Source organism: Bacillus sp. CIS52, assembly GCF_053545315.1.
This window is the reverse complement of sequence record NZ_JBIUFR010000001.1, coordinates 890,112-903,286: the sequence shown is the minus strand read 5'-3', so window position 1 is coordinate 903,286 and position 13,175 is coordinate 890,112. Positions and strand designations below refer to the sequence as shown.

Sequence of the window (13,175 nt, the reverse complement as noted above, 5' to 3'; positions counted from 1 at the left end):
CTAAACGGTAAAGAAGGCGATAAAAATGAGTGGCGATAAAAAACATCTGGTCATCATCGGCGGCGGCATAACGGGATTAGCCGCCGCCTTCTACATGGAAAAAGAAATCAAAGAAAAACAGCTGCCGCTTGAGGTCACCCTGATTGAAGCGGGCCCGAGAGCGGGCGGCAAAATTCAGACGGCGCATAAAGACGGCTACATCATTGAGCGGGGGCCGGATTCTTTTCTCGAAAGGAAAAAAAGCGCTCCCCAGCTCGTCAAAGATTTAGGGCTTGAGCATCTGCTCGTCAACAATGCGACCGGCCAGTCTTACGTGCTCGTCAACGAGACGCTTCATCCGATGCCGAAGGGCGCGGTGATGGGCATCCCGACAAAAATCGCTCCGTTCATCTCCACCGGCTTATTCTCTGTTCCCGGAAAGGCGCGGGCGGCACTGGATTTTGTTCTGCCTGCGAGCAAGCCGAAGGAAGATCAGTCTCTGGGTGAATTTTTCCGCAGACGCGTCGGTGACGAAGTTGTTGAGAATTTAATAGAACCGCTTTTGTCAGGGATCTATGCCGGAGATATTGATAAGCTGAGCCTCATGTCCACATTTCCGCAATTCTATCAGACTGAGCAAAAGCACAGAAGTCTGATTCTCGGCATGAAAAAATCGCGTCCGCAGCCTTCAGGACAGCAGCTGACGGCCAAAAAGCAGGGGCAGTTTTTAACGCTGACGACAGGGCTTCAAACGTTAGTGGAGGAGCTGGAAAAGCAGCTTACGCTGACAAAAGTGATGAAAGGCACGAAAGTCACCCATATCGGCCGCGAGGAGAAAGGATATTCAGTGACGCTTGATAACGGCAAAGTGCTTCATGCGGAAGGATGCATTGTAACAGCGCCGCATAAAGCCGCGGCGAAAATGCTTTCTGATCTGCCGGCGGTTTCATGTCTTAAAGACATGCATTCTACGTCCGTCGCCAACGTCGCCTTAGGTTTTCCTGAGGGAGCCGTCAAGATGGAGCATGAAGGTACGGGATTCGTTATCTCAAGAAACAGCGACTTCTCCATCACGGCCTGCACATGGACGAACAAAAAATGGCCGCATGCGGCGCCGGAGGGCAAAACACTCCTCAGGGCGTACGTCGGAAAAGCCGGAGATGAATCCATCGTAGATCTTTCAGATAACGAGATCATTAAAATCGTAATGGAAGATTTGAAAAAAGTAATGAATATCAAGGGCGAGCCGGAAATGACCTGTGTGACCCGCTGGAACGAAAGCATGCCGCAGTACCATGTCGGTCATAAAGAGCGCATCAAAGAGTTCAGAGACGCGCTGAGAGCTTCCTATCCGGGTGTATACGCGACAGGCGCGTCTTTTGAAGGGGTGGGCATCCCAGACTGTATCGACCAGGGAAAAGCCGCCGTATATGATTCACTGGCTTATTTATTTGAAACGTACCAGCCTCCGTTATCTTAAAACGGAGGTTTTTTTGCATGTTCCCGTTCTGTAAAGGGAACACCAATAAAAAGAAAAAACATTTGAATCTTCTTTGCGACTGTGATAAGTTATCTTATGTACAAAATGACTAAAACGTTCAAACGGTCAATTTAACGAGGTGGGAAATATGTCCGTCGATCGGAAAAAGCTCATTCTGGAAGCGGCAACGAAGTCTTTTACACAATTCGGCTACAAAGCAACGACAATGGATCTGGTGGCGAAGCTTGCAAATGTGGGAAAGGGAACCATCTATACGTTTTTCAAAAACAAAGAAGAACTGTTTGATGACATTTTCACCACTATTTTAAGAGAAATGAAGGAACACGCCGATGAAGCGATGAAACCGGAGCTTTCATTTCACGAAAATGTCCACCGGGCGCTTGTCGCGATTTTGGAATTCAGAAAAACACACCAGCTGACGATTAAAATTTTTCAGGAGAACGCCGAGATTGGTACAATAGCCGTTCAGGATGTCATTGCGAAAATGGAGCGGGCCATTCTGTCATATATTAAAGAAAAGATAGAATATGCCATTGAAAACGGGAGCATTAAACCGTGCGATCCGGAGCTGACCGCTTTTGTCATGCTTAAGCTTTACATCGCGCTGATATTTGACTGGGAAAAAAACCATCCGCCTCTTGAAAAAGAGACGATCGCCGAATTGCTGGAAATGTATGTTGGTCAAGGATTATCTAAATAGATGATCCTTCACTTTTTAGGTGCCGTGACCGTTTTGTCAAATGAGTCAGTTTGCGGAAGGAGGCAACAGGGTTGAATACAATAAAAAGCCAGTGGAAAGACATTGTAACGAGCAAGAAACTGTTAATCCCCATCATTGCCATATTATTCGTTCCGCTGATTTACAGCGGAGTGTTTTTGAAGGCGTACTGGGACCCGTACGGCACGGTGGATCAGCTGCCGGTAGTCGTTGTCAACCAGGATAAAGGGGCGGACTACGAAGGGAAACATCTTCAGATCGGTGACGATCTTGTGAAAGAATTAAAGAAAAATGATAATTTTGATTGGCATTTTTCAAGCGATCTTGATCAATCGTTAAAGGACTTATTAAATGCTAAATATTATTTAGTGGTCGAGATTCCTGAAGGTTTTTCGAAAAACGCCAGCACGGTAATGGATAAAAATCCGAAAAAGCTGGATCTGAAATATCATACGAACGCCGGATCCAACTATGTCGGGGCGACAATCGGCGAAAAGGCGATCGATAAACTGAAAGCCTCCGTGTCGAAAGAAGTGACAGAGCAATACGCAAAAGTCATTTTCGACAACTTTAAAGATATTGCCAAAGGACTCGGCAAAGCCAGCAGCGGCGCCAAGAAAATAGACGATGGCACGAAAAACGCGAAAGACGGCAGCGCCAAGCTGAAGGAAAATTTAGCGAAGCTTACTGAAAGTACCGCAACCATCAGCGACAAAACACAGCAGCTTACCGACGGAGCGGCTAAAGTGACAAGCGGGATTCAAACGCTTAACAGCTCTATCGCAAAACTGCAGAGCGCAAGCGCCGACATTCAAGACAAATCGGGACAGATTGCTTCAGGAGGAGGCGAGGTGGCCAGCGGGCTTAAAACGAGCCTTGACGCGCATAAGCAGCTCCAGCAAAAGCTTCCGGATTTAACGAATGGATTAAGCGCATTAAACAGTAAGGCGCAGGAAGTATCGCAAAAAGCGGCGGCATTTGAAGATGCGATCAATTCAGTCAACCTCTCAGATATTGAAAAAGCGGTTGGGGAGCTTGAGCAGACTGAAAAGGAATTGCAGCAGTTTAAGAAAAAGCTTTCCGATCTGAAAAACAGCCTGGATGCCCGGGATGATGCGGTCAAAAAGGTGATTCAGGACAGTGATTTCTTAACGGGTGAGCAAAAAACGAAACTGGTTCAGCTTCTGAATGAGAAGCTTCCGAAGGCGGACCTTCCGGATTTAGACAATATCGTCAGCCAGCTTCCGTCCGGCGGAGATGTTCAGCTTCCGGATATGTCAGTTATAAAAAGCGCGCTGGAAGATGTAAAAGCGAAGGCTGATCAGCTGAAAGCACTGCCGCAGTCCACATCGAAACTGTATAACGGCGCGGCGGCGGTACAAGACGCGATTAACCAGCTGACAGCGGGAACTGACAAATTATACAGCGGAGCGCAGACCGTCTTTGAAAGCCAAAACAAACTGACGGCCGGTATCGGCGAATACAACAGCAAGTTCGGACAGCTCAAATCAGGATCAGAAGCGTTAGTGTCAGGGAGCGGCCAGGTGTCTGGCGGCTTAACGAAACTGCTGGACGCACAAAACAAAGTCCATGACGGTTCGTCCAAAATTGAGCAGGGCCAAGCGTCACTCGGCACCGGTTTAAGCAAGCTTTTAGACGGCACCGGACAATTGTCCAGCCAGCTGAAAGATGCGGCCGATCAAACCGGAGACATTAAGACAGATAACAAAACGTACAGCATGATTGCCGATCCGGTAAAAACAGACGATAACGCGATTCATTCCGTGCCTAACTACGGTACGGGACTGACGCCTTATATCCTGTCTATGGGCTTATATGTCGGCGGATTGATGCTGACGGTCGTATTCCCTCTGACTGAAGCTTCGGGCCGTCCGAGAAACGGGTTTGAATGGTTCCTCAGTAAATTCAGCGTCATTCTGCTCGTCGGACTGATTCAATCTGTTATAGTCGCCACGGTTCTGTTAAAAGGAATCGGGCTTGATGTGGAAAGCACTTGGAGATTCTATCTCTTTACGATGATTACCAGCATCGCGTTCTTGTCCATGATTCAATTATTAGCGACCACGATGGGAAATCCGGGACGCTTTATCGCTGTCATCATTCTGGTGCTCCAGCTCGGGGCAAGCGGAGGAACCTTCCCGCTTGAACTTCTGCCTGGATTCTATCAAGTGATTCACGGGGCACTGCCGATGACGTACAGCATTAACGGATTCCGTGCCGTCATTTCAAATGGCGATTACGCCTACATGTGGCAGCAGGCATCGATTCTATTGGGCATTGCCGTTGTCATGATCGCGCTGACCATCGTGTACTTTACGGTGCAAAGCAAAAAAGAACACAAAGCGGAAGAAGAAATCACAGCATAAGAAAAAGAGGCCCTGGGCAGATGCTCGGGGCCTCTTTTTTCAGCTTTCGATCATCGTTCGATTAAAATCCCCATCTCACCAGCAATCCGGTATACGTCAATCCGCCGCCGAACCCGAATAATACCAGTGTCTGGCCTTCCGACAGTTTTTTCGCTTTCACGGCTTCATCCAAAGCGAGAATAATAGAAACCGATGAAGTGTTTCCGTAATATTCTACGCTTGTCAATGTCCGTTCAAGCGGGAAAGGAAGTTTTTCACAGATGGATTCGATCATCCGCATGTTGGCGCTGTGAGGAACGAACCAATCCAGATCGTCTTTTGAAAAGCCGGCTTTTTCTAAAAGGGCATTGCACTCCTCAGGCACGGTTCTGGCCGCCCATTTATATACTTCGCGCCCGTTTTGCACCATATTTCCTCCGCCTTTAAGCGGTTCGCCGTTTAATTCTGCGCTCAGCCCCGTGCGATACAGCACGTCCGCGCCGCTCCCGGCTGTTCCTTGCACGGCTGCCAAAAAGCCCGGCGCTGATTCGTCGCGCTCCACCAATAAGGCGCCTGCAGCGTCTCCGAAAAGGACACAGGTCGTCCGGTCAGTATAATCCGTTACTTTTGATAATGTTTCACCGGCAATCACGATCACTTTTTGATGAGAACCGGCGGTGATTAATGCGTCTGCGAGCTGAAGGCCGTATGTGAGTCCGGCGCATGTGGCGTTAATATCAAGGGCGCCGGTGTGAGGCCAGCCGAAATGAGCCTGCACGCGTGCCGCAGTGCTTGGAAACGCATAGTCCGCCGTCGTTGTAGCGACAAGGATCATATCGACATCATCAAGGGTCCCGCTGTATCGTTCTGCAAGGTTTTTCACCGCTTCGATACATAAATCCGATGTGAATTCATGTTCGCCGGCAATACGTCTTTCCTTCATGCCGGTACGCTGGACGATCCATTCATCAGATGTATCGACGATGCGCTCCAAATCCGCATTTGTTAATCGGCGTGCCGGAGCATATGTACCGATTGCTGTAATTTTAGATTTTGACATGATGAATCACTCCTTTATAATCAGATTATAACACCAGATATTAATACTTGGTACTAATTTTAATAAAAAAACCCAAGCAGCATCCGCTGGTTGGGGAGCATGAGACATCTATTTATAAAACGGGCTTGTGTGATATTACCAATGACGGCAGCAGTGGCGGCGGTGATGGCGGCATGAATGATGATGCTTTCTTTCCTTTTTCTTCTTACAAGGTTCTTCTTCTTTTTTCTTCTTGCAGGGATCTTTGTCTTTTTTACAGCACCAGAAGGAGTCTGCATCAAACCAATCATCCTCAAACCAATCCTCAAACCAATCCTTATGAAACCTTTTCCGCTTATGCGATTTACGGCTGATCATACATTTCCCTCCTATCCCCATGCTCCCTTCATCTTATGAAAAAAGAGAAGGAAAAGATTGGACGGGTTGTGGATCAAAAGAGTATATTTTAAGAAGAATCAAATTGATAGGAGGAATGACCTGTGGCAGATATGAAACATACGATGGAACTGATTAAAAAACTGGTGTCGATTCCGAGTCCGACGGGCAATACATACGAGGTTATCGCCTATACAGAAAGTCTTTTAAAAGACTGGGGCGTCTCCTCTTACAGAAACCGCAAAGGCGGTCTTTTTGTCACGATTCCCGGCCGTGATGACAAGAAACACAGATTGCTGACGGCGCATGTCGATACGCTCGGCGCGATGGTAAAGGAAATAAAGGCAGACGGCCGGCTGAAGATTGACTTGATCGGCGGCTTCCGATACAACTCGATTGAAGGGGAATATTGCGAGATCCAAACTGCTTCCGGCAAAACCTATACAGGCACCATTTTAATGCATCAGACTTCAGTGCACGTCTACAAGGACGCCGGCAAGGCAGAGCGGAATCAGGAGAATATGGAAGTCCGCCTTGATGAGCCTGTCCGGACGAAAGAAGAGACCTCCAATCTCGGCATTAGAGTCGGCGATTTCATCTCATTTGATCCGCGCGTGCAGATTACACCGAGCGGTTTTATAAAATCCCGGCATCTTGATGATAAAGCGAGTGTGGCCCTGCTCCTGAACTTAATCCGCCGCATCACAGAAGAGAAAATCGAACTTCCGTATACGACGCACTTTCTGATTTCTAATAATGAAGAAATCGGCTACGGCGGCAATTCCAACATTCCGCCTGAAACCGTCGAATACTTGGCTGTTGATATGGGAGCGATCGGCGACGGCCAGTCTACGGATGAATATACCGTCTCTATTTGCGTGAAGGATTCAAGCGGCCCGTACCATTATCAGCTCAGAAAACATCTGGCCGGGCTTGCGGAGCGCTATGGCATTGATTATCAGCTTGATATCTATCCGTATTACGGTTCTGATGCTTCAGCAGCCATCCGTTCGGGCCATGACATCGTCCACGGGCTGATCGGCCCGGGAATTGACGCATCACACGCCTTTGAACGCACGCACGAATTATCGCTTCTTAATACGGCGAAGCTTTTGTACCGGTACGTTCTATCGCCGATGGCATAAAAAAACCCTGCGCGGAAAAGTTCCGTGCAGGGTTTTCGTTTAACCTGAGATGGTTGTGTTTTGTTCTGTTTTGGCGAGGCTCATGACCTTCGCGCCTTTAGCGGGATCATACTGGCCTTCCCATTTTGACATCACAACGGATGCCAGCGCGTTTCCGGTCAGATTGACGACCGTACGGGCCATGTCCATAATCCGGTCAACACCGGCGATGAATGCAAGGCCTTCTGCAGGAATGTTGAATGCGCCTAGTGTCGCAAGCAGGACGACGAAAGAAGTCCCGGGCACGGCAGCCATTCCTTTGGAAGTGACCATCAAGACAAGCACAAGGGTAATCTGCTGCCAAATGGACAAGTCAACGTGGTATACCTGAGCGAGGAATATTGCGGCGATAGATTGGTACAGCACAGATCCGTCTAAGTTAAAGGTATATCCGATCGGCACAACAAATGAAACAATACCTTTCGGACATCCGATTTTCTCCATTTTTTCCATAACACGAGGGAGTACAGTTTCGGAGCTTGACGTACTGAACGCCAATAAAATTTCATCCTTCATATAGGCGAGGAATTTGAAAATGTTAACCCCGGCAAGCTTTCCGACGATTCCGAATACAACAATGAGAAAGAAAGCCAAAGCTACATATACTAAACCGACCAGTTTACCGAGTGAAAGCAGGGAACTGAGCCCAAATTTGGAAACGGTAACACCAATCAATGCAAAAACACCAAACGGAGCAACTTTCATGACCAGGTTCACAACGTGGAACATCGCATGAGAAACACCTTCAAAGAAGGCCAATACGGGCTTTCCTTTTTCACCGATTGCCGAGATGCCGAGTGCAAACAGCACGGTAAAGCAGATGATGGCAAGCAGATCTCCTTCGGCCAATGATTGGAAGAAGTTTGTCGGTACAATATGCAGGAATGTGTCCGCGATAGATTTATTATTTTGTTCTTTTTCTGTTTCAACATATTGACTGATATCTGTTTTTTGAGCCTCATGTATATTAACGCCTGTTCCCGGATGAAAAAGATTTGCCAAAGCCAGTCCGAGAATGATGGCGAAAGTGGTAATGATCTCAAAATACAAAATCGTTTTGAAGCCTAATTTTCCGACCTGTTTTCCGCTTCCCGCGCCGGCAACGCCGATGATTAAGCTGGAGACGACGATTGGAATCACGATCATTTTGATTAAGCGTAAAAACAAATCGCCGATAGGCTGTAAATAAGTTGGAACAGCAGGATTGCCATACCAGATGACACCGACTACAACCCCTAGTATGAGTCCGACGAAAATTTGCGTCGCTAATCCAAAACGTAATTTTTTCATAGATTACCTCCCGAAGAAAAAAGTGCAATAAGTATCTAAAAAGATAGCTATTAGAACAAATTATAATAGAAAAGAAAACAATTCGTCTATAAAAAAATATAGATTGAAAATACTGAATTGTACAAAACATACAGATAATTGCTAATAATGGTGGATAACGCCCTATTCAGAAAGTACGGCGCCAGCCGAAAAATAAAGGTGCCGCACACTTTTGACTGTGCGGCACCCTATTGTCACATATCCTTTATTTTCAAGCAATCGTCACAAACATTTCCATAGCATTCATGCTGTTCAGCTATTTCTTTGCCGCATTCCGCACACTTTTTACCGGGCAGATTTCTAAAAAATTCTGTTATTTTATCCAACATACCCATCCCTCTTTCGTTGTGTTGTCTTTACATTGTATTATAACAGTTGACGAAAATCAACGGCTGTTTTGGCACAATGTTTAAAACATGCAATTTATACGAAAAATAGGTATATTGAAGGAAAGGATCTTTTTATCTTAAACATTCGGAGGATGCTATGAAAGTTACAGTTATTGGATGCTGCGGCGGGTTTCCGGCCGCAAATGAAGCAACTTCAGGCTATCTGTTTCAGTCCGGCGGTTATTCTTTGCTCGTCGATTGCGGAAGCGCCGTATTATCAAAGCTGTTTGCCTATGTACCGGCAGAAGAGCTTGATGCCGTGATTTTGTCCCATTATCATCATGACCACATGGCTGATATCGGACCGCTTCAATTTGCCAAGCAGGTCGGCTCATTTCTTGGAAAAGGGACGGATGCGCTGCCGATTTACGGGCATGATGCTGATATAGAACAGTTTGAGCGTCTTACATACAAAACGCATACAAAGGGAGTGGCCTATCAGCCGGACCGTCCGCTTTCTGCCGGGCCGTTCACGATTACCTTCCTGAAAACGGTGCATCCGGTCACTTGTTATGCGATGCGGATTACTGACGGTTCCGCTTCCGTTGTGTATACGGCTGATTCAAGCTATCAGGACTCGTTTATTCCGTTTGCGGAAAATGCCGATCTGCTGATCTGCGAGTGCAATTTTTACGCAGACCAGGACGGCACGTCAGCCGGCCATATGAACAGCTTGGAAGCCGGACGTATCGCGAAGGAGGCGGGAGCGGGGGAGCTGATTCTCACGCACCTGCCTCACTTCGGCGAGCACCGCAAGCTGAAAGAGGAAGCGGAAACCGTCTTCGGGGGCGAAGTGAAAATCGCGGCCTCCGGATTGAAGTGGGAGAAATAGAGGAGGAGCACCATGTTATTTATTGATAACCAAAACATAACCGATCCGAGGATCAACCTCGCGATCGAAGAATATTGCGTGAAGCATCTCGACCCTGAACAGACGTACCTGCTTTTTTATGTCAATCAGCCGTCGATTATCATCGGGAAGAATCAAAATACAATAGAAGAAATCAATACGAAATACGTAGAAGATAACGGAATCATCGTCGTCCGCAGACTGTCAGGAGGCGGCGCGGTTTATCACGATCTCGGAAATTTGAATTTCAGTTTTATCACAAAGGATGACGGAGACAGCTTTCACAATTTTAAAAAATTCACCGAACCCGTCATTCAGGCGCTGCGCCAGCTCGGTGTGGAAGCTGAATTAAGCGGCCGCAACGACATTGTCGCAGATGGCAGAAAAATTTCCGGCAACGCTCAATTCTCGACGAAAGGACGGATTTTCAGCCACGGAACATTAATGCTGGATTCGGCCATTGACCATGTTGTGTCAGCGCTGAAAGTGAAAAAAGACAAAATCGAATCAAAGGGCATTAAATCAATCAGAAGCCGTGTCGCCAACATCAGCGAGTTTCTTGATGACAAAATGACGGCCGATGAATTCAAAAAGCACCTGCTTCACCATATTTTTAATACAAATGATCTTTCCAAAGTGCCGGAATATAAGCTGACGGATGAAGACTGGAAAGCGATCCGGAAGATTTCTGAAGAGCGTTATCAAAACTGGGACTGGAATTTCGGCAGGTCGCCGGCATTCAATCTTCAGCATTCCAAACGTTATCCGGTCGGATCAATTGATCTGCGCCTTGAAGTGAAAAAAGGAATCATTCAAGACTGCAAAATTTTCGGGGATTTTTTCGGTGCGAAAGATGTGAGTGAAGTCGAACAGGCGCTGATCGGAAAACAGTATGACAGAACCGCGATCAGGGAGGCGCTGGCCGGAATTGAGCTGAAACAGTATTTCGGCAAAATAGAGCTGGAAGACTTCCTCGAACTGATTTATTAGAACACTTGCCGAACCGCATGATTTGAATCAGCGCCCGTTTTTATGAAATGATAGAACCATAATAGATAGGGAGGGATCATGATGAAAGTATTTCTCATCGGAGCAAACGGACAGATCGGACAGCGGCTGACCGGGCTGTTTCAACAAGACGGCACCCATACGCTTCGGGCGATGGTCCGGAAAGAAGAGCAGAAAGAAGCGCTTCAAGCTGCGGGAACAGAAGCCGTTCTTGCGGATCTCGAAGGAAGTGCGGAAGACATCGCGAAAGCCGCCGAGGGCTGTGATGCGATGGTTTTTACCGCCGGATCAGGCGGAAGCACCGGATATGATAAGACGCTTTTGATTGATCTTGACGGAGCGGCAAAAGCGATAGAAGCGGCAAAAAAAGCCGGCATTAAGCAGTTTATTATGGTGAGCGCCCTTCAGGCTCATAACCGGGCCAACTGGAATGAATCGCTGAAGCCGTATTATGCCGCTAAACATTATGCGGACAAAATTCTTGAAGCAAGCGGTTTGACGTATACGATTATCCGTCCCGGCGGACTATTAAATGATCCCGGCACGGGAAATATCAATGCCGCCGCCGATTTAGAAAGAGGCTCCATTTCAAGGGACGATGTCGCCAAGACCGTTATCGAATCCCTTAATGAACCGAATACGTTTGAAAAGGCGTTCGATCTGACGGCGGGCAGCACGCCCATCAGAGAAGCGCTGAAACAATTATAGTTTCCGGTTTTACGGCACTCGGGGCTTTTAGCCCTTGAGTGTTTTTCTATATTTTTCTATAATGAAAGTGAACGTTTATACCGGAGAAGTGAATGACTATTCATTCATTACATTTTTAAAGGGGTGGGAAAATGAATCTGGTTTCCAAATTGGAAGAAACGGCATCACAGAAACCGGAAAAACCAGCTTGTCTGTTTCAAGATCAGTACATGACGTATGAGGAGCTGGCAGGTAAAATCGAAGCATTTGCAAACGGATTGGAAGACAGGGGACTGAAAAAAGGGGATCATCTCGCTTTGCTGCTCGGAAATACGCCTGATTTTGTCATTGCGTTTTTCGGCGCGTTAAAAGCGGGAGTTGTCGTCATACCTGTTAATCCGGCATACACACCTTCAGAGATCGCATATATGCTGAAAAACGGCGATGTCAAAGCGATTGCCGGCATCGACCTTTTAATTCCCGTATTTGAAAGCCTGCACGGCTCACTGCCGCTAGTGGAGCATATCATCATCAGTCAGACCGCAGAGAACGCTCCATCGACAGAAGACCCTCAATTGCGCTTGAAAATGACAACGTTTACAAAAATGCTCCGTCCAGCGGAGCGCACCAGAACCTATCCGACATTGTCCCAAGATGATACTGCCGTCATTTTATATACCTCAGGGACGACGGGAAAACCGAAAGGCGCCATGCTCACCCATCAGAATCTTTTTTCCAACGCAAATGATGTCGCCGGATACTTAGGAATGAATGAGAAAGATAAAATTGTAGCCGCATTGCCGATGTTTCACGTTTTTTGTTTAACCGTTTGTATGAATGCGCCTCTGATGAGCGGAGCGTGTGTATTAATCGAGCCGCAATTCAGCCCGGCCTCTGTGTTTAAACTGATTAAACGCCGGCAGGCAACTATTTTTGCAGGCGTTCCGACGATGTATAACTACCTGTATCAATATGAGCACGGCAAAGCGGAGGATTTTGCGTCTATCAGGGTCTGCATTTCAGGCGGCGCTTCAATGCCGGTCGCTCTGCTGCAGACGTTTGAACAAACTTTTAATGTCACCATTTTGGAAGGATACGGACTTTCTGAAGCGTCGCCGGTTACTTGTTTCAATCCGTTTGACCGGGGGAGAAAGCCCGGCTCAATCGGGACGAATATTTTGCATGTCGAAAATAAAGTCGTTGATACGCTCGGTCGAGAACTGCCCGCCCATCAAGTGGGGGAATTGATCGTGAAAGGGCCGAATGTGATGAAAGGCTATTACAAGATGCCGGAGGAGACGGAACACGCGCTGAAGGACGGCTGGCTGTACACGGGTGATTTGGCGAAGCGCGATGAAGACGGTTATTTTTATATCGTCGACAGAAAAAAAGATATGATTCTCGTCGGCGGATACAACGTCTATCCGCGCGAAGTAGAAGAAGTGCTCTACAGCCATGAGGGCATTAAAGAAGCCGTGGTTATCGGCGTTCCTGACGCCAAAACGGGGGAAGCGGTGCATGCTTATATAGTGCCTGCGGATGGTGAGCTGACAGAGCAGGCCGTTGTTGATTACTGTGAACAGCATTTAGCAAAATATAAGCGCCCGGCGGAAGTGGTTTTTCTTGATGAGATTCCGAAGAACGCGACCGGGAAGCTGCTGAGACGGGCGGTCCGGGACATGCTTCCGAAATGACAGACGAAAAGCGAAGCCTGAGGGCTTCGCTTTTA

12 protein-coding genes are annotated in these 13,175 nt (G+C 47.4%); 8 read left to right on the top strand and 4 right to left on the bottom strand.

Annotation, left to right across the window (positions count from 1 at the left end; genetic code table 11):
• The first annotated feature begins 25 nt into the window (after window positions 1-25).
• The 3 genes from hemY (at window position 26) to ACH32G_RS04110 (ending at window position 4,585) form a co-directional block, all read left to right on the top strand.
• Complete coding sequence (gene hemY, locus ACH32G_RS04120; RefSeq protein ID WP_269775495.1) at window positions 26-1,459, top strand: protoporphyrinogen oxidase; 1,434 nt, start codon at window positions 26-28, stop codon at window positions 1,457-1,459.
• A 148-nt stretch (window positions 1,460-1,607) separates the two neighbouring features.
• The gene (locus ACH32G_RS04115) at window positions 1,608-2,180 is read left to right on the top strand and encodes a TetR/AcrR family transcriptional regulator (RefSeq protein WP_016938331.1); all 573 of its coding nucleotides are present in this window, start codon (window positions 1,608-1,610) and stop codon (window positions 2,178-2,180) included.
• Between the two features lie 71 nt (window positions 2,181-2,251).
• Window positions 2,252-4,585, top strand: a complete 2,334-nt coding sequence (locus ACH32G_RS04110; protein ID WP_448814018.1) for a YhgE/Pip family protein — start codon at window positions 2,252-2,254, stop codon at window positions 4,583-4,585.
• A gap of 61 nt (window positions 4,586-4,646) precedes the next feature.
• On the opposite strand, the gene fabHB is transcribed toward ACH32G_RS04110, so the two are convergent.
• Window positions 4,647-5,624: a beta-ketoacyl-ACP synthase III FabHB gene (gene fabHB / locus ACH32G_RS04105; RefSeq protein ID WP_060963148.1), complete on the bottom strand. Its 978-nt coding sequence runs from the start codon at window positions 5,622-5,624 to the stop codon at window positions 4,647-4,649.
• Window positions 5,625-5,759: 135 nt separating this feature from the next.
• Window positions 5,760-5,981 carry a hypothetical protein gene (locus tag ACH32G_RS04100; RefSeq protein ID WP_016938328.1) on the bottom strand — a complete coding sequence of 74 codons (222 nt, stop codon included), beginning with the start codon at window positions 5,979-5,981 and terminating at the stop codon, window positions 5,760-5,762.
• A 131-nt stretch (window positions 5,982-6,112) separates the two neighbouring features.
• Between ACH32G_RS04100 and ACH32G_RS04095 the strand changes: the two genes are divergently transcribed.
• Window positions 6,113-7,144 carry a M42 family metallopeptidase gene (locus ACH32G_RS04095; protein WP_448814279.1) on the top strand — a complete coding sequence of 344 codons (1,032 nt, stop codon included), beginning with the start codon at window positions 6,113-6,115 and terminating at the stop codon, window positions 7,142-7,144.
• Between the two features lie 39 nt (window positions 7,145-7,183).
• Here the strand turns inward: ACH32G_RS04095 and ACH32G_RS04090 are convergent, their stop codons facing one another.
• Both ACH32G_RS04090 and yhfH read right to left on the bottom strand, forming a co-directional pair.
• Window positions 7,184-8,473, bottom strand: a complete 1,290-nt coding sequence (locus ACH32G_RS04090) for a cation:dicarboxylate symporter family transporter (RefSeq protein ID WP_016938326.1) — start codon at window positions 8,471-8,473, stop codon at window positions 7,184-7,186.
• A gap of 233 nt (window positions 8,474-8,706) precedes the next feature.
• Window positions 8,707-8,841: a protein YhfH gene (yhfH, locus tag ACH32G_RS04085; protein WP_016938325.1), complete on the bottom strand. Its 135-nt coding sequence runs from the start codon at window positions 8,839-8,841 to the stop codon at window positions 8,707-8,709.
• Between the two features lie 157 nt (window positions 8,842-8,998).
• Here yhfH and ACH32G_RS04080 point away from each other — a divergent pair, with 157 nt between their 5' ends.
• The 4 genes from ACH32G_RS04080 to ACH32G_RS04065 all read left to right on the top strand — a co-directional run bounded on the left by ACH32G_RS04080 (window position 8,999) and on the right by ACH32G_RS04065 (window position 13,140).
• Entirely contained in the window at window positions 8,999-9,733 is a 735-nt protein-coding gene (locus ACH32G_RS04080; protein WP_448814017.1) for an MBL fold metallo-hydrolase, read from the top strand.
• A 12-nt stretch (window positions 9,734-9,745) separates the two neighbouring features.
• A complete protein-coding gene (lplJ, locus tag ACH32G_RS04075) occupies window positions 9,746-10,741 on the top strand; it encodes a lipoate--protein ligase LplJ (RefSeq protein ID WP_049628217.1) in 996 nt (331 codons plus the stop codon).
• 81 nt (window positions 10,742-10,822) lie between these two features.
• Window positions 10,823-11,467 carry an SDR family oxidoreductase gene (locus ACH32G_RS04070; RefSeq protein WP_099745111.1) on the top strand — a complete coding sequence of 215 codons (645 nt, stop codon included), beginning with the start codon at window positions 10,823-10,825 and terminating at the stop codon, window positions 11,465-11,467.
• A gap of 131 nt (window positions 11,468-11,598) precedes the next feature.
• Window positions 11,599-13,140 (top strand): fatty acid--CoA ligase family protein, encoded by a 1,542-nt coding sequence (locus ACH32G_RS04065; RefSeq protein ID WP_448814016.1) that lies wholly within the window; start codon window positions 11,599-11,601, stop codon window positions 13,138-13,140.
• The last annotated feature ends 35 nt before the right edge of the window (window positions 13,141-13,175 follow it).

Coding starts and splice junctions, on each gene's coding strand:
- ACH32G_RS04090 (WP_016938326.1), bottom strand. CDS start 8,473: ATGAAAAAATTACGTTTTGGATTAGCGACGCAAATTTTCGTCGGACTC.
- lplJ (WP_049628217.1), top strand. CDS start 9,746: ATGTTATTTATTGATAACCAAAACATAACCGATCCGAGGATCAACCTC.
- ACH32G_RS04100 (WP_016938328.1), bottom strand. CDS start 5,981: ATGATCAGCCGTAAATCGCATAAGCGGAAAAGGTTTCATAAGGATTGG.
- ACH32G_RS04070 (WP_099745111.1), top strand. CDS start 10,823: ATGAAAGTATTTCTCATCGGAGCAAACGGACAGATCGGACAGCGGCTG.
- ACH32G_RS04080 (WP_448814017.1), top strand. CDS start 8,999: ATGAAAGTTACAGTTATTGGATGCTGCGGCGGGTTTCCGGCCGCAAAT.
- yhfH (WP_016938325.1), bottom strand. CDS start 8,841: ATGTTGGATAAAATAACAGAATTTTTTAGAAATCTGCCCGGTAAAAAG.
- ACH32G_RS04095 (WP_448814279.1), top strand. CDS start 6,113: ATGAAACATACGATGGAACTGATTAAAAAACTGGTGTCGATTCCGAGT.
- fabHB (WP_060963148.1), bottom strand. CDS start 5,624: ATGTCAAAATCTAAAATTACAGCAATCGGTACATATGCTCCGGCACGC.
- ACH32G_RS04065 (WP_448814016.1), top strand. CDS start 11,599: ATGAATCTGGTTTCCAAATTGGAAGAAACGGCATCACAGAAACCGGAA.
- ACH32G_RS04115 (WP_016938331.1), top strand. CDS start 1,608: ATGTCCGTCGATCGGAAAAAGCTCATTCTGGAAGCGGCAACGAAGTCT.
- hemY (WP_269775495.1), top strand. CDS start 26: ATGAGTGGCGATAAAAAACATCTGGTCATCATCGGCGGCGGCATAACG.